The organism is Streptomyces boetiae (assembly GCF_031845405.1).
Lineage (GTDB): Bacteria > Actinomycetota > Actinomycetes > Streptomycetales > Streptomycetaceae > Streptomyces > Streptomyces boetiae.
In genome coordinates, this window is sequence record NZ_JAVREN010000054.1 from 1 (window position 1) to 18,103 (window position 18,103).

Genomic DNA, 18,103 nt, shown 5'->3' on the forward strand with positions numbered 1-18,103 from the left:
CGTCGAAGGCACCCCCGAAGACCCCTTCGACCCCGTCGCCAACATCGTCGCCGCCTGCAACTACGCCGCCGACCGCTACGGCTCCATGGACAACGTCAACAGCGCCTACTGACCCGGCCGAGCCCCAGGAGGAACGCGCCCCCCGGGCGGCTGATTGCCGCCCGGGGGGCGCGTTCGTCGTCATGCGGCGTTCAGCCGCGCCCGTCACCCCGGAGCGAGGTGACGAACGCGGCCCACGCCCCGGCCGGAACGGCCAGCGCGGGCCCACCCGGATTCTTGCTGTCACGCACCGGCACGACCTCCGGCACGCCGTCCGCCACCTCGACGCAGTTGCCGTCCCCGTTGCTGTAGCTCGACTTCCGCCAGCTCAGTGCCTCAGCCTTGTCGTTCATAGCTCCCTGCTACCTCCGCGAGCAGACGCCGCGACGCCTGCTCGTCCAGCGATGCCTGCCAGATCTCCTGGAACGCCGCGTCGAAGCGCTGCACTTCGTTCGGCTTGTCCAGGTACAGACCCCCCGTGAATCCGTCAGCGTAGACGGTAGGGGGTTCTGCCTCGGTCCCGTCCCCCGAAAGGGGGAACCGAGGAATACTGGAGGGACCGGTCAGGATCCCTGGGTGCGGGCCGGCGGCGAACGGCACGCCCCGGAGGTCGAGGTTCGGCAGCTCCGAGACGTACACGAGGTGCGCGAGCTGGGCCGCCATCTCCTTGGGGCCGCCGAGGGGCCGACGCAGTATGGCCTCGCCGATGGCCGCCCGCAGCGTCGGCGGGTCGGTGACGCGAGTGAGCAGGCACTGCCCCCTGGAGTCTTGCAAGGCATTTCCGCCGGTTGCAGGCTAGCCGATAACGGTCGCCGGGCGTAGCGGTCACAGCACGCTCCGCAGGCCCGGTTTCGCCTCCCCTGCCTCCTTGTTGGAAGGAATCCGCATGGCCCTTCAGGTGCAACTGATCACGAATCGCGGCCCGTTCGCAGCCGGGGCGGGAATGATCCACATCCCGGTGGCGGTCTACGGACTGCACCGCGCTCCGCAACTCGCCATGGTGGACACGAATATCGCGTTGTGCCCGGCGGAGACGCAGCGGTTGGTGAGCGACCTCACGCCCCTCGTCGGCTGGCCGGACCCGGCCGTGCTGCTCGCGTCGGAGACGGAGGGAGGGGTGTCGGCGTGCCGCGCCATCGAGCCGTCTCCCGTCCGCGTGTGGCGGTGAGCGCGGCGCGGGAGCGGCTGGCACGCGCCGCCGTTCCCCTGCTGGCGCTCGGACTGGCGTTCTGCCTCGGCGCGGTGCTGGCGTCCGTGCTGCCCGGGGCCTCGTAGAAGAGGAAGAAGGAGAGATGAGCGTGAGTGAGAGGCCGGGCCGCCGGGCCGCACCCCGGCCGCGGGGGGCCGTGGTCGTCAGTGTCACCGCCGATGCCCGGTCCGTGCTGCGGGGCGACGAGCTGCTGGTGGGCGGGATGGTCTGGACGGTCCGCGACATCACGGGGGCGCCCGGCGGCTGCAAGTGGCTGGAGTTCGCGAACGGCGAGCGGATGCTGATCCGCCCCTACACCGTGTTCTGGGTCAGCCGCCGCACGAGCGGGGTCCCCGGCTGAACGGCCGACTCCCGGCCGTTCAGCCGGGCCGCCTACAGCACCGTCACTCCGCGATAGTTGGCCCACGACTCAGCCGCCTCGGCCATCGCCTTGAGCCAGGTCTCCCCGGGCTGCCGGAAGGCCCTGGTCCAGTGTAGGCGGGTATCAGCGGCGGCGAAGGCGTCGATGGCCCTCGGGTCGGCGCGCTCCCAGGCCCCGCACCGGGCCGCCCAGGACTCGGCGGCCTCGGGACTGTGCCCCGAGGCGACGAGTTGCACGACGAGGCAGGCGGGGTCGATGAACGCCGCGCCCCTGGTCGGCCACGACCAGTCCACGGCCCACATGCGGTCGCCGTCGATCATCAGGTTGTGCTCATTGACATCCGTGTAGAGCAGCGCGTCGCCCCGGAGCAGCTCCGCTTCGGTCCGGTCGGCCGTGAACCGGTCCCAGCGGGTCTCGGTCCAGGGCCGGGCGACGTCGGGCAGGGCCAGATCCCCGATCCGGTTGAGCAGCGCGACGATCGGCCCGAGGTCCGGCGACTCCGGCGTGAAATCCGAGGCCCGCCCGCCGACCGCCTCGAATCCCAGGACCGACCACTCTTCATCCTCGGCCGCCCACAGCAGCGCCGGGGCGACCGACCGCACGGAGGAGTTGATCGCCTGCTCACGACGGAGGGAGTCGAGACGGCCTCCGGGCCGGTTGCGCATGCCCTTGACGAAGAACCGCCCCTTCTCGCAGGTGACCAGGACGGTGAGGTCCGAGCCGTACCCGGGCGCGACAGGAGGCGATACCTCGGTCAAGTCTCCGGTGTGCGGATGGATCAACGCTGGCAAACCGGCGGGAAGGCTGAGGCTCATGGATTCATCATCTCCGGGGGCCGCATATAGTCCCCGGGGTCCCGAGGCGGCACTCCTGGTTGTCGGGGTTACACGGCGGGGGGAAGTCCCCCTTGGGTGCGCAGGGGGTCTGAGCAGGGCCGCAGGGCGTCTGACGGGGATAGCAGCCCTTGGGCTGGCAGTTGGTCGGTGAGCAGTCGGGTGTGCGGGTTGCGCCGCGGATGGCGGCGTTGGCCTCGACCATCGCGGTGCCGCCGAGGATAGTGGCCAGCGGGGTGTCCCGAACGTTGCCGACGCCCAGCCAGCCGGAGAAGACGCAGGGAGAGACCTCGCCGTCGGGCCCGACGGAAGCCCTGCCGCTGCCGCACCGGCCGCACAGGCCGGCCGGGTCCGGGGCCTGGTTGTGCCCGCCGCGCCCGAAGGGGCGGACGTGGTCGGAGCCGATGCTCGTCACGCCAAGATCCCGAAGATCCTCCGAGGCTGCGGCGATGCGTTGCTGGGCGTCACCGATGATGCCCACGCGCAAGGTGACCCCGAGCTGGACCGCTTTGGCGATGTTGGCGCGGGTCCTGGCGTGGCTGCGGCGAGCCGTCATCGCGTCGTGCTCCTCGGCCCGGTCCGAGTAGTAGGACGTGGCGACCTCGACGCCCTCGCGCCGGAATAACGTCCACCACCGAGGCGAGACGTGCACGAGGTTGCTGAAAATCTCGACCGTCAGCCCCCGGTTCAGCGCGTGCTCCGCCAGCGCGGCGGCGTCGGGGTGAAGGGTCGGCTCGCCCCCGATGAGTTGCACCGTGCGCACACCGCAAGCGGCGGCCTGGTCCAGCACACTCAGCCAGCCCTCACGCGTCATGGTCCCGTGCGCGCCGTCGGGCCCGGAGTCGTTGTAGCAGTGCCGGCAGGCGAGCTGGCACTTCCGGGTGAGATCGAGCCACAGCAGACCTGACCACTTCGACGGTGGCGCTTGAACCGTTCCCACGGACGCATCCCCTTCTGGCCGAACACCGACACGGCTACAGACGGCTACCCTTCAGGCGCGACCTGTACGCGCACGTGGACAAGGCCACCGCGCGTTCAGGTCCAGTCGGCCGCGCCACCCGCTGCTGCGCTCCCCAGGGGCGGCGAAGGCGCCCGGCCCGGCGAGCGGTACCGTCCGGGACGGGCGTCACTCCGGACGTTCCCCCGCCGCGGACCCGGGAGGCAGCATGGACGGCCGCGCCGCCAGGCCGCGCACCGCCGCAGGGACCGCGCCGTGACCCGCCCACAGCAGGGGCCGCCCGAGGCGGCCACGGCCGAGGGCGTCGTGCGCGGGCGGTGGTGGCGCGGGCTGCGGGCCTGGCGCGGGATCCCGTACGCCGCGCCGCCCACGGGCGCGCTGCGCTTCCGGGCGCCGGAGCCGGTGACGCCCTGGGCCGGGGTGCGGGAGGCCGCCGCGTTCGGGCCGGCCGCGCCGCAGCGCCGGGTGCGCCGGGCGGCCGAGGACTGCCTGACGCTGAACGTCCTCGCGCCGGCCGCCGAGGCCGCGCGGCCCCGCCCGGTGCTGGTCTTCGTGCACGGCGGCGGCTACACCGGCGGCTCCTCGGCGCAGCCCCTGTACGGCGGGGAGCGGCTGGTGCGCGAGGGCGACCTGGTGTACGTGTCGATCAACTACCGCCTGGGCGCCCTGGGTTACTTCGACTTCCGGGAGTTCTCCACGCCGGGCGCGCCGTTCGAGGACAACCCGGGCCTGCGGGACCAGCTCGCCGCGCTGGAGTGGGTGCGGCGGAACATCGCGGCCTTCGGCGGCGACCCGGACCGGGTGACGCTGGCCGGGCAGTCGGCCGGGGGGAACGCGGTCACCACCCTGATGTGCGTGCCGCGCGCCCGCGGCCTGTTCCACCGGGCGCTGGCGCAGAGCCCGCCCGCGGCCTCGGCGTACGGCGTGGAGCGGGCGCAGGGCTGGGCGCGGCAGTTCCTGCGCATCCTCGGGCGCGACCTGGGGGACGAGGCCGTGGCCCGCTGCGAGCCGACGGCCGCGGCGCGGGCGTTGCGCGAGGCCCCGGCGGGGGCCCTGGTGGCGGCGGCGCACGAGCTGACCACCAGGAACGTGGACGCCGAGCCCGGCAGCCGGGCCACCGCCCCCGTCTTCGGCACGGGCCTGCTGCCGGCCCACCCGCTGGACGCCTTCGCGGCCGGGGCCACGCACCCCGTGCCCCTGCTGATCGGCACCACGGCCGCCGAGGGGCGCCTGTTCCCGCTGGTCTTCGACGTCATCCCCACCAGCAGGGCCCGGATCGAGGGTATGTTCGCGGCCACGGGCGCGGACGTGCGCGACCGCATCCTGGCCGCCTATCCGGGCTGGCCGGGCCGCCGGGCGGCGGTCGAGCTGGGCGGGGACGTGGTCTTCTGGGAGCCGGCGCTGCGCTGCGCCGAGGGCCACGCCCGCCACTCCCCCGTGTTCGTCTACCGCTACGACTTCGCGCCGCGCCTGCTGCGCCTGGCGGGCCTGGGCGCCACCCACGGCACCGAGCTGCTGGCCGTCTTCGGCGCGGCCGACACTCCCGCGGGCCGCGCGGCGACCGCCCTGGGCGGCCGGGCCGCGCTGCGCGCGGTCACCCGGGACGTTCAACGCCACTGGTCGGCCTTCGCCCGCGAGGGGCACCCCGGCCCCGAGTGGCCCGCCTACGCCCCGCCCGCCCGGAATGTCCTGGTCATCGACGCCCGCCCCCGCCTCGCCCACGACCCCGGCGCCTCCCGCCGCGCGGCCTGGGGCGACTACGAGCACCACCGCTGAGGGCGCGGGCGCGGCAACGCGTCGCAACGTGCCCGGAATCTCTTCGCAAACCTTCTGCCCCGAGGCTCTACCGAGCCACGCCGCGCGCTGTTAGATTGAATGTCAACAAGAGCGACGGCGTTGTCGAAGGGAGCGATCATGAGCAGCACGGTGGCGGGCAGCAGGAGCGCCGACGAGGCGGAGGACGTGGCGCGCCGGCTTCTGGAGTCCTCGGCGAGGCTGTCGTTCGACCCGGCGACCGAGGTCGACTGGGACGCCCCCCTCGACCCGGCGCACCACGGGCTCAACCCCGAGTGGAGCACCCTCTACGGCACGCCCCTGTGGGAGCGGATGTCCGAGGAGCAGCGGGTCCTGCTCACCCGGCACGAGGTGTGCTCGATCATGAGCACCGGCATCTGGTTCGAGATGATCCTCCAGCAGATGGTGCTCCGCGAGCAGTACGCGAAGGACCCCTCCACCGCCGAGTTCCAGTTCGCGCTGACCGAGATCGCCGACGAGTGCCGGCACTCGATCATGTTCGCCCGCGCCTGCGCCAAGATGGGCGCCACCGCCTACACCCCGCCGCTGACCGTGCGGGAGCTGGGCCGGATCTTCAAGACCGTGGCCGTGGCCGAGGTCGCCTACGCCTCCATCCTGGTCGCCGAGGAGGTCCTGGACCTCATGCAGCGCGACGCCATGCGCGGGGAGAACGTCCTGCCCCTGGTGCGCACCACCAGCCACATCCACGTGGTCGAGGAGTCGCGGCACATGCGGTTCGCCCGCGCCGAGGTCCGCAAGCGGCTGGACGGCGCCGGCCGGGCCCGCGTCCAGGCCAGCGCGCTGAGCGTCGCCGTGGTCGCCTACTTCATCGTGACCAGCATGGTCAACAAGGACGTCTACACCGCGGCCGGGCTCGACGCCGACGAGGCCGTGCGCGCGGCCCGCGGGAACGAGCACCACAAGGCGATGATGCGCTCCGGCGCGGCCAACCTCGTGGCCTTCCTGGGCGAGGTCGGGCTGTTGACCCGCCCTGCCATGGCGCTCTACCGGCGCATCAACCTCATCTGACGACCGCCGACGGCCGTTGCCGCACCGCCCCGGCGGCAACGGCCCCGCCCGGCCCCCGAGAAGCCGGCACCCGAGAAGGACGCCCGACCACCATGGCCTACGCGATCACGCAGACCTGCTGCAACGACGCCTCCTGCGTCTCGGTCTGCCCCGTGAACTGCATCCACCCGGCGCCCGGCGAGCCGGACTTCGGGACCACGGAGACGCTGTACATCGACCCGCGCACCTGCATCGACTGCGGCGCCTGCACGGACGCCTGCCCCGTGGACGCCATCGTGCCGGGCGACCTGCTCGACCCGGGCAACCGCGTCTACGCCGAGCTGGCCGAGCGGTACTACGCCGGCCGCCCGGCCGAGGAGAGCTGGGGCGCGGTGGAGTTCCCCCGGGCCCTGCCGGACGGCGGCACCGGGCTGCGGATCGCCGTGGTCGGCACGGGACCCGCGGCGTACTACACGGCCCAGGAGCTGCTGCGCAGGACCGGCGCCGAGGTGACGATGCTGGACCGGCTGCCGGTGCCCGGCGGCCTGGTGCGCTACGGCGTGGCCCCCGACCACCCGGACACCAAACGGATCGGCGACACCTTCGCCCGCCTCTCCCGCCACCCGCGGCTGCGGATGGTCCTCAACGTCGAGGTCGGCACGCACGTGACGCCCGAGGAGCTGGCCGCGCACCACCACGCCGTGGTCTACGCCGTGGGCGCGGGCGCCTCCCGCTCGCTCGGCATCCCCGGCGAGAACCTGCCGGGCTCGGCCACCGCGGACCGCTTCGTCGCCTGGTACAACGGCCACCCCGAGGCGCACTCGCCCGGCGTGGCGCTCGACGGCGTCCAGCGGGCCGTGGTGGTGGGCAACGGCAACGTCGCGGTGGACCTGGCCCGCCTGCTGGTCCTGGACCCGGCGGCGCTGGCCCGCACCGACATCGCCGACCGCGCGCTGGCCGCGCTGGAGGGCAGTTCCCTGCGCGAGGTCGTGCTGCTCGGGCGCCGCGGCCCCCGCGAGGCCGCCTACACCCGCCCCGAACTGCACGCCCTCAAGCACCTGCCGGGCGTGCGGCTGGTGATCGACGACCGGCCCGGGGTGCGCGAGGAGATCGCGGCGGACCCGGAGACCAAGGCGCTGCTGGAGGGCGTTCCCCTGGAGGCGGTGGACTGGGCGGCGCCTCCGCCTCAGGGGCGGCGGATCGTGCTGCGGTTCTTCACCGCGCCCGCCGAGGTCACGGGCCCGGGGCGGGTGACGGGGCTGCGGGTCACGGGGCCGGGCGAGGGGACCGAGGAGACCGTCCCGGCCGGGCTGGTCCTCAGCGCCATCGGCTACCGGGCGCGGCCCGTGGCCGGCCTGCCCTTCGACCCCGCGACCGGGACCGTGCCCCACGACCGCGGCCGGGTCCTGGACCCCGGCTCCGCGCGGCCCCGCGCCGGGCTGTACGTCGTGGGCTGGACCAAGCGCGGGCCCAGCGGCGGCATCGGGGCGAACCGGCGCTGCGCCGCGGAGACCGTCGAGGCCCTGCTGGAGGACGCGGAGGCCGGGCGGCTGCCGCGGCCGAAGGGCAGCGGGCGGGAGTTCGGCCGCCTGGTGCGCCACCGGCAGCCCGCGGCGCTGGGGCGGCGCGGCGCGGAGGCCATCGACCGTACCGAGCGGGAGAACGGCCGCAGGACGGGCCGGCCCCGGGTCAAGCTCACCACCACCGGCGACCTCCTGGCGGCGGCCGGCCGGCCGGGCAGCGCCTGAGCGCCCGGCCACGGGCCGCGGCGGCGCTTTCCGGGCCGGGAGCGCCGCCGCTCGGCGCTCGCCGTGCGGGGGGTTGTAGTTCGATGTGCACACAACGTCCCGAGAAAACCGAGCTTTTGCTCAGAGCGGGACAAGAAAAAGGGCCGCCCGCAACCGCGCTGACCCTTCATCCGCCCGCGTCTTGACCCGCCGAAAACGCCGCCCGTACTTTTCTTGTGCACGTCCAGTAGGGAGGCCGCGCCCACTCCGTCGCGCCCGCGCGCGGACGGGGCACACCGCTCCCCGGAGCCGGCGCACGCCCCTGACGTGCGGAAAGAGGCTTCCGGCACGCGCGACACCACCGAGGCGGCCTCGGGCGAGGGGCAGGACCGGGGCCGATGGGGGCCTGCCCGCTACCCGCTCGGGAACGGGCACGGCCTTTTCGGAATCGGGAACGAAAGGTGCTCATGCGCATCCACCGAGGGAAATTCAGATCCCCCAGAGCCATGCTGGGGCTGTTCTTCACCGCCCTGCTCACTTCCGCAACGCTCCCGCTGGCCGCCGGCACGGCCCACGCGGAGCCCGCCGACCAGCCGCTCGCGTACACCTGCACGCTGCCGCTGGTGGGCAACCAGCCCGCGACCGCCCTCATCGACGTGAACGTCCCCGAGGACATCACCGCGGGCGAGCCGGCCACGATCCGGGTCGAGGGCGTCCTGAACCTCTCCCCCATCTCCGCCGAGGCCATGCGGCTGGTCGGCGCGACCAGCATCGAGGGCACGGTCCGCGCCCAGATGACGGTCCATCATGCCGGCGGGGAGATCCCGCTCGAGGTCCCCCTGCCCTTCCCCGAGGACCCCACCGTCCCCACCTCGGCCACCGCCCCCCTCGTGCTGCCCGTCGACGGCTCCTACGAGGTGACCATCCCCGAGCCCGGCCCGGCCTCCGTGGTGGCGGGCGACCTGTCCCTGACCCTGACGCCGCGCAACGCCTCGGGCTCGCCCACCGGCCTGGGCACGTTCACCTCCTCCTGCGTCCTCACGCCGGGGCAGAACGCGGTCCTCGCGGAGTTCGACGTGGCCGGCGGCCCGCCGCCCGGCACGGTCCTGGGCTCCTACACCTGCCTCTTCCCGCTCATCGGCGAGAGCCCGGTGACCGTCGCCTTCCGCCCGCAGGTGCCCGACACCGTCTCGGTCGGCCAGAACGTGAGCTTCGACACGCCCGTCACGGTCACGTACGCCGGCAACATCCACCAGGCGTTCGCCCTCATCGGCACCCCCGTGATCGACAGCAGCGGGGCGTTCGACCTCGCGGTGGACGGGCCCGGCGGCGAGGACCGCACCCTCGTCGGCACCTCCGAGTTCGCCCGCATCAACGCCTCCCTCGCCCTGCCGTTCCCCCCGCTCGTCACCACCGGGACGGTGGACGCCGAGTCCGTGCGCTTCACCACCGCCGGCCCCGCCCAGCTGTCCGCCGGTGAGCTGCGGCTGACCGTCACCCTGCGGCGGGCGGACGGCGACATCGGGCCGCTGGAGACCTTCCGCACCACCTGCTCCCCGGTCGACGGGCTCGCCCCGGTCCTGGCCGAGTTCGAGGTGATCCGCGGCGGCAGCTGACGCCGCGGGACCGCTCCCGCACGCCACCGCCCGGCGGTCACCGGTCCCCCGTCCGGAGACCGCCGGGCGGTTCCGCGCGCCCCGGACGTTCGCCTCGGACGTTCGCCCTGGCGAGCGCCCGGGGTGAACGCCCGGGGTGAACGCCCGCGGCCGGCCCGCGCGGACACACGAACGGCCGCCCCCGCTGGCGGCCCGCCCCCGGCGGGGGAACGCTGGAGACCCCTCGCCTGCGGAGGTGCGCCCATGACGGGTCCCTGCGAACGGCCGCCGCGCCCCGAGGCCCCCTCCCCCCACCTCGACGGGGCGACCGCCGTGTCCGTGCTCCAGCACCTGCCGGACGCGTTCTTCCTGCTGGACGCCCGCACCTGGCGGGTGCTGGACGCCAACCCCGCCGCCGAGGCGATCCGGCGGCGCGAGGGGTGCGAGGGGCAGGAGGGCGCGCCCTGGGAGGCGATGCCGGGACCGGACGGGCTGCGCGCGACCTTCGAACAGGTCGTGGCCGAGGGCGAGCCCGCCGAGGAGACCGTGCGCCACGACGGCGAGGGCGGCACGCGCTGGTACCGGCTGCGGATGATGCCCGTGCCGCCCGGCCTCCTGGTCGTCGTCCTGGCCGACGTCACCGAGGGCCAGCTCGGCCGCCAGGCCGCCACCGACCGCGCCCGGCGGGTGGAGCGGCTGACCGCCGCGCTGGCCCAGGCCCTCACCCCCGGGCAGGTGGTGGACGCCGTCGCGCGGCTGGTGCTGCCGCCCTTCGGCGCCAACGGCCTGGTGGTGCACACCCTGCGCGACGGCGCTCCGGTGCTGGTGGGCACGGCCGGGCACCCGCGGGAGTTCGTCGAACGGCTGCGGCGCTGGGAGTCCTCGGGCGCGCCGGGCCCGGCCCACGCGCGGGAGCCGCTGTTCCTGAGCGACCCGGAGGAGTTCGGCCGCCGGTGGCCGCACCTGGCCGGGGCGGTCCGCGCGGGGGGCCAGCGGTCCTGGGCCGTACTGCCGCTGGAGGCCAGCGGGCACGTTGTGGGCACCTGCGTGCTCAGCAGGCCCGAGGCCGAGGAGTTCACCGCGGACGACCGGGGCCTGCTGCTGGCCCTCAGCGGGCTGATCGCCCAAGCCCTGGAGCGGGCGCGGCTGTTCGAGGCGGAGCGGGACCGCGCCGAGCGGCTCCAGGACGCCCTGCTGCCGCGGGTCCTGCCGGAGCTGCCCGCGCTCACCGCCGCCGCCCGCTACCGGCCCGGGGGCGAGGAGGGGGTGGGCGGCTCCTGGTACGACGTGGTCCCGCTCTCCGCCGACCGCGTCGGCCTGGTCATCGGCAACGTTCCCGGCAGCGGCCTGGACTCGGCCATCATCATGGGCCGCCTGCGCACGGCCGTGCGCTCGCTGACGGCGCTGGACTACCCGCCCGACGACCTGCTGGCCCACCTCGGGGACGCGGTCAGCGACATCACCGCCGACCTGGGCCGCACGGTGACGGCCACGGTGCTGTATGCGGTGTACGACCCGACGACCGGCGTGTGCACCCTGGCCGGGGCGGGTCAGCCGGGCCCGGCGGTCCTGCACCCGGACGGGCGCACGGAGTTCCCCGCGATGCCCGGCGGGCCGCCGCTGGGCGCGGAGATGCTGCCGTACGAGACCCGCGAACTGACCCTGCCCGAGGGCAGCGTGCTGGTGTGCTGCACCGCCAACCTGCTGGCCGACGGCTCCGGCCGCGCCCGGCTGGCGGAGGTGCTGGGGCACGCGGCGGCGGCCTCCGCGCCGGCCGAGCGGCGCGACCCGGTTTGGCTGGGCAGCCTCTGCGACGCGCTGACCGCCTCGGAGCTGCCCGCGCATCCGGGCCGGGACGGCACCACGGCGGTGCTCGCGGTGCGGACCCGCCGCCTGCCGCGCGGGGCCGTCGCCCGCTGGGAGCTGCCGCACGCACCGGTGGCGGCGGGCCGGGCCCGGGACCTGGTCCGGGAGCAGCTGACCGCCTGGGGCCTGCACGACCTGGTGACGTCGACCCAGCTGGTGGTCAGCGAGCTGGCGGGGAACGCCGTGCGCTATGCGACCGGCGTCGGCGGCCCCGAGGGACACCTGACGCTGCGGCTGATCCGCAGCCGGACCCTGACCTGCGAGCTGTCGGACGGCAGCGAGGCGACGCCGCGCATCCGCCACCCCTCGCTGTTCGACGAGACGGGCCGCGGCCTCCAGCTGGTCGCGGCGATGACGCACCGCTGGGGCGCCCGGTACGCGGGCGGCGGCAAGATCATCTGGAGCGAGCAGCTGCTGCCGGGCTGAGGACGCGGAACCGGCGGCGTCAGAGCGCGGCGGCGACGCCCGGCGTGAGGACGCGGACCTCGGTGCCCTGGGGGCCGAGGGTGCGGAAGAGGTGGTAGTGCAGGTCCCGGTGGACGTCCGCCAGGCCCGCCTGGTGCACGGGAACGGCCACGCGCGGGGCGACGGCCCGCAGGAAGTCGATGGCCTCGGACGCCTTCATCCAAGGGCCGCCGGTCGGCAGCAGCAGCACGTCCACCTCGCCCGGCGGGAGGGTGAAGGCGTCGCCGGGGTGGTAGAGCGAATCCCCCAGCAGGTAGCCGGTGTTGGGCACGCACGGCAGGTCGGGGTGGATGACGGCGTGCTCGCCCGCCACGGCCCGCACGGGGGCGGCCCCGGCCACGGTGACCCTCGCGCCGTCGGCCGGCTCGGCGTGGGCGATGCCGGCCTCGGCGAGCCGGGCGGCGGCCCCGGGCCCGGCGAGGACGCGGGCGGAGGGGTTGGCCTGGTGGAGCGCGGCCAGCCGCCCGGCGTCGAGGTGGTCGGGGTGCTCGTGGGTGATCAGGACCGCGTCGAGACCGGTCAGCTCCTCGAACCCCTGGTCGTAGGCGCCGGGGTCGAAGAGGACGCGGGCCGGCCCGGCGGGCGTCTCCAGCTCGGCGAGCACACAGGCGTGCCCGTAGTGCGTGATCTTCATGCGGGCCATTCTCACCCCGGTTGCCGCCCGGTCCGCGTCAGGCCGGGCGTTCCCGCGTGGGGGGTGGCCGCCCCCGGCGGGCCGGGGGGGGCGTGACACACGTCGTCATACGGACTCACCTCGGGAGGCCGCGCTTGCCGCAGACTTCGGTTGTCTGCGGCCTGGTCATCACCCGGGGCACCCCGCCCGCGAAAGGAGGGTCGCCGGACGGCGGGGCCGGGCCCCGATCGCTGTCACTCGTGACCGTGGCCCGATCTGGCCACGGGCCACGCGGCCGGGTGGCCGGGCGTTCCTCAGGGCAGCAGGACGTCGGCGACCAGGCGGCGCGGGGAGTCCGCGGGGCGCGCCGCCGGGTGGCCGACGCGGAACAGCAGCTGCGGGTGGGCTCCCTCCGCGCCGCCGCGCGCCGCGTCGCGGATGCGACCGCGCAGGGGCGGACCCACCTGGCAGGGCTGGTTGACGAAGCCCGCGGCCAGGCCGTCGGCGGCCAGGCTGAGCAGGGCCCGCTGGAGGGCCTGCCCCGCCGCCAGCCATGCGGCGCGCCCGTCCTCCTCGGTGGCGAGAACGGCAGCGGCGGGCGCGGCCAGCAGCAGGCGGGCGTCGTGTCTCCCGGCGGCGCGCCCCAGGTTCGCGGCCCGGATCAGCGCGCGGGCGGCAGGGGCGGCGCGGGCGGGGACGGTCAGGCCCTCGCCCGCCGAGGGCGGCTGGATCCAGGAGGCCAGCTCCCGGCGCCAGGCCCGGTCCCCGAACTGCCGCCGGGCGCCCTCCCGCACGGCCGCGGCGGCGGAGCGGCGGGCGGGGCCCGGGGGCAGGAGGAACAGGCGGGCGCCCTCACGCCCGGCGGCGCGCGCGGCCCGGTCCAGCGCGGGAGCGGCGACGGGCCGGGCGGCGAAGCGGGAACGCACGGTGCGGCGGCGCCCGATCTCCGCGTGCAGGCGTTCCTCCTCGGCCGGGGGCGGCCCGGCGCCCGGGGTGAGGGTGACGCGGGCCAGCAGGCCGGGGTCGGCCGGGTCGGGCAGCGTCTCGACGTCGGCGGTCAGCTCGTGGTGGGCGGCGGCCAGGCGGAGGTTGAGCAGGGCCGCGCCGCAGCTGATGTGCAGCTCGCGGCCGAGGGGGTCGTTGGCGGGCAGGCCGCGGGAGCGGTCGGCGTACAGCAGGAGCGCTCCGGCGCCGCGGCGGAACGCCCAGGGCTGGGTGTTGTGCGAGGACGGCGCGCGCACCGCCGCCGCGACGAGGGCGTAGGCCGCCTCCCGCCGTGCCGGATCTCCCATCTGTCTCCTTGCGAGGAGACCACCGGCTTGAGCCGGTGGGGGAATCGCTTCCCTGAACTGGTGATTTGTCTCTCGCCCCGAGAGGGGTCGGTTCGGGCTGGACCGCAACCTCCGGGTTGGAAGCCCCCCTCCTTGAGGTGGGGGAGCGGAGTCACGCGTTCACCTTGCGTCCGGGGGCGGGCAACCGCCACAGGTGCTCCGGCATCCGGGCGGCCTGGGGGCGGTGCGCGTGCGTCGCGCCGCCCCCCAGGCTCAGGCCGCGCCGGGCGCGGCCAGGGCGGCGGGAAGGTGCTCGGGCGAGAAGGCGTGCTCCACGACCATCAGGGCGGCGCCGGAGACGCCGGCCCGCTCCCCCGCGCGGGACTGCACGATCCTCAGATCCTGTGTGGCCAGGGGCAGGGAGCGGCGGTAGACGACCTCGCGGACCCCGGCGATCAGGTGCTCCCCGGCCAGGGAGAGCGCGCCGCCGATCACGATGACGGAGGGGTTGAAGAAGCTGACGGCGGTGGCCAGCACCTCGCCGATGTGGCGGCCGGCCTCGCGGACCAGCTTCAGGGTGGGGACCGAGCCGCTGCGGGCCAGCGCGACGACGTCGGCGCTGGTGCGGGCGGGGGTGCCCATCCCGGTGAGGCGGGCGGCCAGGGCGGCGCCGCTGGCCACGGCCTCCAGGCAGCCGAGGTTGCCGCAGCGGCAGGGCACGTCGGAGGCGTGCGGGAGCTGCACGTGACCCATGTCGCCCGCCACGCCCTGGGAGCCGCGGTGCAGGCGCCCGTCGGCTATCAGGCCGCTGCCGATGCCGGTGGCGACCTTGACGAAGATCATGTGCGGCCAGGACGGCCAGTGGGTGCGGTGCTCGCCCAGGGCCATGATGTTGACGTCGTTGTCCACCAGGACGGGGGCGTCCAGGCGTTCGCGGACGAAGGCCGGCACGTCGAAGCCGTCCCAGCCGGGCATGATCGGCGGGTTGGTGGGCCGGCCCGAGGCGTGCTCGACCGGTCCTGGCAGGCCCAGGCCGACCCCGAGCAGGTCCGCGCGCGCCCGGCCCGAGCGTTCCAGCAGGACCTCGCCGCACCCGCAGACCTGCTTCAGCACGGCCTCGGGGCCCGAGGCCACGTCCAGCGGCAGGTCCTCCTCGGCCAGCACCGCGCCGGAGAGGTCGGTGAGGGTGGTCTTGGCGTGCGTGGCGCCGATGTCGGCGGCCAGCACCACGCGGGCGGCGGGGTTGAAGACGAAGGCGGAGGGCGGACGGCCGCCGGTGGAGGGGGCGTTCTCCGCCTGCGCGACCAGCCCGGCGGCCTGGAGGGTGTCGATCCGCTCGGCCACGGTGGAGCGCCCCATCCCGGACTCGGCGACCAGCTCGGCGCGGGTGCGCGGGCGCCCGTCGCGCAGCAGCCGCAGCAGGGCCGCGGCGCCGGCCGTGGGCCCGGCGGCCGGTGCGGCGGCGGGCCCGCCGGGGGCCGCTCCTGCGGGGGCCGGACCGGCGGGGGTCGGGGCGGTCGGCGCCATGGCGGGCCTTTCCGGGGTGAGTTCGGGCGGTGACGTGGACGGTGACGTCCGGCCTTGACCGTCGGTCAACGATAACAACGCCCGGATCTTACGCCCGCGCCCCCCACCTCTTCCACCGGAAGCGTTCGCACTTTCTCTTGACCTCCGGCAAAAGCCCTCCTACGTTGTCCGCCATGACAGGCCAACCGAAGGGGTCCGTCCCGTCACAGGCGACGGGGGACCGGGAGCCGCTGCTGGCGATGCGCGGCATCGTCAAGCACTTCCCCGGCGTGCGCGCGCTCGACGGCATCGACCTGGAGGTCGCGGCCGGCGAGGTGCACTGCCTGCTGGGCCAGAACGGCGCCGGCAAGTCCACGCTGATCAAGGTCCTGGCCGGGGCCCACCAGCCCGACGCCGGGACCATCCTGTGGCGGGGCGAGGCCGTCCGCCTGCCCCGCCCGCAGTCCGCGCTCGACCACGGCATCGCCACCCTCTACCAGGAGCTGGACCTGGTGGACGGCCTGACCGTGGCGGAGAACATCCACCTCGGCCACGAGAAGGCGCGCCTCGGCCTGCTCTCCCGGGCCGCGATGAACGACGCCGCCTCCGCCCTGCTGCGGCGGCTCGGGCACCCCGAGCTGTCCCCCGCGCGGGAGGTGGGCCGCCTCCCGGCCGCCGGGCGGCAGATCGTCAGCCTGGCCCGCGCCCTGTCCTACGACGCCCGGCTGATCGTGATGGACGAGCCCTCCGCCGTGCTGGGCCAGGAGGAGGTGGGCCGCCTCTTCTCCGTGATCGGGGATCTGGCCGCGCAGGGCATCGCGCTGGTCTACATCTCGCACCGGCTGGAGGAGATCCGCCGGATCGGGGACCGGATCACGGTGCTGAAGGACGGCAGGACCGTGGCCTCCGGGCTGCCCGTGGACGCGACGCCCGCCGCCGAGGTCATCCGCCTGATGACCGGCCGCTCCCTCACCCACGTCTTCCCGCCCCGGGCCGCGCCCGGGGGCGACTCGGCCGCAACGGGCGCGCCCGCCGAGCCCGTCCTGCGCGTCGAAGGGCTCACGCGCCGCGGCGAGTTCCGCGACGTGTCCTTCGACGTCCGGCCCGGCGAGATTCTGGGCCTGGCCGGGCTGGTCGGCTCCGGCCGTTCCGAGATCCTGGAGACCGTCTACGGCGCGCGCCGCCCCTCCTCGGGCACCGTCCGCGTCGCGGGGCGGCGGCTGCGGCCCGGCCGGGTCGGCGCGGCGATGGCCGCGGGCGTCGGCTTCTGCCCCGAGGAGCGCAAGAGCCAGGCCCTGCTGCGGAACGACCCGGTCTACCGGAACGTCTCGCTGCCCTCGCTGTCCCGCTTCGCGCGCGCCGGTTTCCTCGACGCCGAACGCGAGCGGCGGGCCGCCGCCGAGCACACCGCCGCGCTGGACGTCCGCCCCGCCGGGGTGGACCGGCCGGTGGGCACGCTCTCGGGCGGCAACCAGCAGAAGGTGGTGCTGGCCCGCTGGCTGCTGCGGGAGTGCCGGGTGCTGCTGCTGGACGAGCCGACCCGCGGCGTGGACGTCGGGGCCCGCGCCGAGATCTACGCCCTGATCCGGGAGCTGGCCGGGCGGGACATCGCGGTGGTCGTGGTCTCCAGCGAGATCGAGGAGGTCATCGGGCTCTCGGACCGGGTGCTGGTGATCTCCGAGGGGCGGATCGTCTCCGAGGCCGCCGCCGAAGCAATCGACGAGCACCGGGTGCTCGACCTCGTGATGGAAGGTGATGTGGCGTGAGCGCGAGCACCCATGCCGAACTCCCGGGCGGCGCGCCCGAGTCCGCGCCCCGCCCGGCCGTTTCCCCCGGCTCCCCCGGCTCCCCCGGCTCTTCCGGCGGCCCGCGCGCGGCGGGCGGCCGGATCGGCGCCCTGCTGGCCGGCCCCGCCGGGCGGACCCTGGGCCTGGTGATCGCGCTGGCGTTGCTGTGCGCGATCGGGGCGCTGACCGCGGGCGACCGGTTCACCACCTTCGACAACATGATGACGATCCTTCGGCTGGCCTCCGTGATCGGCGTGGTCAGCGTGGGCATGACCTTCGTCATCACCGGCGGCGGCATCGACCTGTCGGTGGGCGCGATCGTGGCCCTGTCCTCGGTGTGGGCGACCACCGCCGCCACCCAGAGCACGGCCGCCGACCTGCACTGGTCCGTCATGGTCAGCACCGCGCTGCTGGTGGGCGTCGGCTGCGGCCTGGTCAACGGCCTGCTGATCGCCTACGGGCGGATGGCCCCGTTCATCGCCACCCTCGCCATGCTCGCCGCGGCCCGCGGCCTGGCGGAGATCATCTCGGACAAGCGCACGCAGGTCGTCACGCAGACCGGCCTGGTCGACTTCTTCGGCGGCGAGGTGCTGGGCGTTCCCGTCCTGGTGATCATCTTCGCGCTGACCGCCGCCGCGGGCTGGGTGCTGCTCAACCGCACGACCTTCGGCCGCCGCACGCTCGCCGTGGGCGGCAACCCCGAGGCCGCCCGGCTGGCCGGCATCGACGTGCGGCGGCACACCGCCGTGCTCTACGTCCTGCTCGGCCTGGCCTGCGGGATCGCCGCCGTGATGCTGCTGGCCCGCACCACTGCCGGGACCTCCACGCACGGCAACCTCTACGAGCTGGACGCGATAGCCGCGGTGGTGATCGGCGGAACGCTGCTGAGCGGCGGCCGGGGCACGATCCTCGGCACGGTCTTCGGCGTGCTGATCTTCACCACCCTCACCAACGTGTTCACGCTCAACAACCTGGACACCTCCACGCAGGCCGTCGCCAAGGGCGCGATCATCGTCGCCGCCGTGCTGCTCCAGCAGCGCGTCGCCGCCCGCTCCGGCCCCTGACCGGCC

General features: G+C 75.2%; 16 protein-coding genes, 1 pseudogene and 1 riboswitch. Of the genes and pseudogenes, 10 read left to right on the top strand and 7 right to left on the bottom strand.

Translation table 11 applies throughout. The features are described 5' to 3' along the window. Window positions 1–112: pseudogene (locus RM780_RS24255) on the top strand (transglycosylase SLT domain-containing protein); the annotation flags it as partial. A 79-nt stretch (window positions 113–191) separates the two neighbouring features. Here RM780_RS24255 and RM780_RS24260 read toward each other — a convergent pair. Together RM780_RS24260 and RM780_RS24265 are read right to left on the bottom strand one after the other, a co-directional pair. Continuing rightward, window positions 192–392, bottom strand: coding sequence for a DUF397 domain-containing protein (locus RM780_RS24260; protein WP_311633017.1), 201 nt, complete (start codon window positions 390–392; stop codon window positions 192–194). Beyond that, complete coding sequence (locus RM780_RS24265) at window positions 376–813, bottom strand: DUF5753 domain-containing protein (RefSeq protein WP_311633018.1); 438 nt, start codon at window positions 811–813, stop codon at window positions 376–378. Before RM780_RS24265 ends, RM780_RS24260 begins: the two co-directional genes overlap by 17 nt. 112 nt (window positions 814–925) lie before the next feature. Here RM780_RS24265 and RM780_RS24270 point away from each other — a divergent pair, with 112 nt between their 5' ends. Both RM780_RS24270 and RM780_RS24275 read left to right on the top strand, forming a co-directional pair. Beyond that, window positions 926–1,207 (top strand): hypothetical protein, encoded by a 282-nt coding sequence (locus tag RM780_RS24270; RefSeq protein ID WP_311633019.1) that lies wholly within the window; start codon window positions 926–928, stop codon window positions 1,205–1,207. Window positions 1,208–1,337: 130 nt separating this feature from the next. Beyond that, window positions 1,338–1,589, top strand: coding sequence for a hypothetical protein (locus RM780_RS24275; RefSeq protein WP_311633020.1), 252 nt, complete (start codon window positions 1,338–1,340; stop codon window positions 1,587–1,589). Between the two features lie 32 nt (window positions 1,590–1,621). On the opposite strand, the gene RM780_RS24280 is transcribed toward RM780_RS24275, so the two are convergent. Further along, complete coding sequence (locus RM780_RS24280; protein ID WP_311633021.1) at window positions 1,622–2,368, bottom strand: hypothetical protein; 747 nt, start codon at window positions 2,366–2,368, stop codon at window positions 1,622–1,624. Window positions 2,369–2,432: 64 nt separating this feature from the next. Beyond that, a complete protein-coding gene (locus tag RM780_RS24285) occupies window positions 2,433–3,383 on the bottom strand; it encodes a radical SAM/SPASM domain-containing protein (protein WP_311633022.1) in 951 nt (316 codons plus the stop codon). 273 nt (window positions 3,384–3,656) lie between these two features. Here RM780_RS24285 and RM780_RS24290 point away from each other — a divergent pair, with 273 nt between their 5' ends. From RM780_RS24290 to RM780_RS24310, 5 genes are all read left to right on the top strand, one after another. Next, window positions 3,657–5,177 (top strand): carboxylesterase/lipase family protein, encoded by a 1,521-nt coding sequence (locus RM780_RS24290; protein ID WP_311633023.1) that lies wholly within the window; start codon window positions 3,657–3,659, stop codon window positions 5,175–5,177. A 138-nt stretch (window positions 5,178–5,315) separates the two neighbouring features. Beyond that, window positions 5,316–6,224, top strand: coding sequence for an AurF N-oxygenase family protein (locus RM780_RS24295; RefSeq protein WP_311633024.1), 909 nt, complete (start codon window positions 5,316–5,318; stop codon window positions 6,222–6,224). Between the two features lie 92 nt (window positions 6,225–6,316). Beyond that, window positions 6,317–7,951 (top strand): FAD-dependent oxidoreductase, encoded by a 1,635-nt coding sequence (locus tag RM780_RS24300; RefSeq protein ID WP_311633025.1) that lies wholly within the window; start codon window positions 6,317–6,319, stop codon window positions 7,949–7,951. A gap of 485 nt (window positions 7,952–8,436) precedes the next feature. Continuing rightward, window positions 8,437–9,546 carry a DUF6801 domain-containing protein gene (locus RM780_RS24305; protein WP_311633026.1) on the top strand — a complete coding sequence of 370 codons (1,110 nt, stop codon included), beginning with the start codon at window positions 8,437–8,439 and terminating at the stop codon, window positions 9,544–9,546. A 243-nt stretch (window positions 9,547–9,789) separates the two neighbouring features. Further along, complete coding sequence (locus RM780_RS24310; protein ID WP_311633027.1) at window positions 9,790–11,817, top strand: ATP-binding SpoIIE family protein phosphatase; 2,028 nt, start codon at window positions 9,790–9,792, stop codon at window positions 11,815–11,817. Between the two features lie 19 nt (window positions 11,818–11,836). Here RM780_RS24310 and RM780_RS24315 read toward each other — a convergent pair whose 3' ends face one another. From RM780_RS24315 to RM780_RS24325, 3 genes are all read right to left on the bottom strand, one after another. After that, on the bottom strand, window positions 11,837–12,490 hold the full coding sequence (locus RM780_RS24315; RefSeq protein WP_311633028.1) for an MBL fold metallo-hydrolase: 654 nt from the start codon (window positions 12,488–12,490) through the stop codon (window positions 11,837–11,839). Window positions 12,491–12,615: 125 nt separating this feature from the next. Beyond that, window positions 12,616–12,735, bottom strand: a riboswitch (SAM riboswitch). A gap of 48 nt (window positions 12,736–12,783) precedes the next feature. Further along, window positions 12,784–13,761 (bottom strand): Acg family FMN-binding oxidoreductase, encoded by a 978-nt coding sequence (locus tag RM780_RS24320; protein ID WP_311633029.1) that lies wholly within the window; start codon window positions 13,759–13,761, stop codon window positions 12,784–12,786. A gap of 252 nt (window positions 13,762–14,013) precedes the next feature. Next, window positions 14,014–15,267, bottom strand: a complete 1,254-nt coding sequence (locus RM780_RS24325; RefSeq protein WP_311633030.1) for an ROK family protein — start codon at window positions 15,265–15,267, stop codon at window positions 14,014–14,016. A gap of 239 nt (window positions 15,268–15,506) precedes the next feature. Between RM780_RS24325 and RM780_RS24330 the strand changes: the two genes are divergently transcribed. Together RM780_RS24330 and RM780_RS24335 are read left to right on the top strand one after the other, a co-directional pair. Further along, the gene (locus tag RM780_RS24330; RefSeq protein ID WP_311633047.1) at window positions 15,507–17,012 is read left to right on the top strand and encodes a sugar ABC transporter ATP-binding protein; all 1,506 of its coding nucleotides are present in this window, start codon (window positions 15,507–15,509) and stop codon (window positions 17,010–17,012) included. Further along, window positions 17,009–18,097 carry an ABC transporter permease gene (locus RM780_RS24335; RefSeq protein WP_311633031.1) on the top strand — a complete coding sequence of 363 codons (1,089 nt, stop codon included), beginning with the start codon at window positions 17,009–17,011 and terminating at the stop codon, window positions 18,095–18,097. Before RM780_RS24330 ends, RM780_RS24335 begins: the two co-directional genes overlap by 4 nt. The last annotated feature ends 6 nt before the right edge of the window (window positions 18,098–18,103 follow it).

Excerpts from the sequence above, each read along its gene's own strand:
- RM780_RS24270 (WP_311633019.1), top strand. The coding sequence starts at position 926 with ATGGCCCTTCAGGTGCAACTGATCACGAATCGCGGCCCGTTCGCAGCC.
- RM780_RS24295 (WP_311633024.1), top strand. The coding sequence starts at position 5,316 with ATGAGCAGCACGGTGGCGGGCAGCAGGAGCGCCGACGAGGCGGAGGAC.
- RM780_RS24260 (WP_311633017.1), bottom strand. The coding sequence starts at position 392 with ATGAACGACAAGGCTGAGGCACTGAGCTGGCGGAAGTCGAGCTACAGC.
- RM780_RS24305 (WP_311633026.1), top strand. The coding sequence starts at position 8,437 with ATGCTGGGGCTGTTCTTCACCGCCCTGCTCACTTCCGCAACGCTCCCG.
- RM780_RS24315 (WP_311633028.1), bottom strand. The coding sequence starts at position 12,490 with ATGAAGATCACGCACTACGGGCACGCCTGTGTGCTCGCCGAGCTGGAG.
- RM780_RS24320 (WP_311633029.1), bottom strand. The coding sequence starts at position 13,761 with ATGGGAGATCCGGCACGGCGGGAGGCGGCCTACGCCCTCGTCGCGGCG.
- RM780_RS24325 (WP_311633030.1), bottom strand. The coding sequence starts at position 15,267 with ATGGCGCCGACCGCCCCGACCCCCGCCGGTCCGGCCCCCGCAGGAGCG.
- RM780_RS24310 (WP_311633027.1), top strand. The coding sequence starts at position 9,790 with ATGACGGGTCCCTGCGAACGGCCGCCGCGCCCCGAGGCCCCCTCCCCC.
- RM780_RS24300 (WP_311633025.1), top strand. The coding sequence starts at position 6,317 with ATGGCCTACGCGATCACGCAGACCTGCTGCAACGACGCCTCCTGCGTC.
- RM780_RS24330 (WP_311633047.1), top strand. The coding sequence starts at position 15,507 with ATGCGCGGCATCGTCAAGCACTTCCCCGGCGTGCGCGCGCTCGACGGC.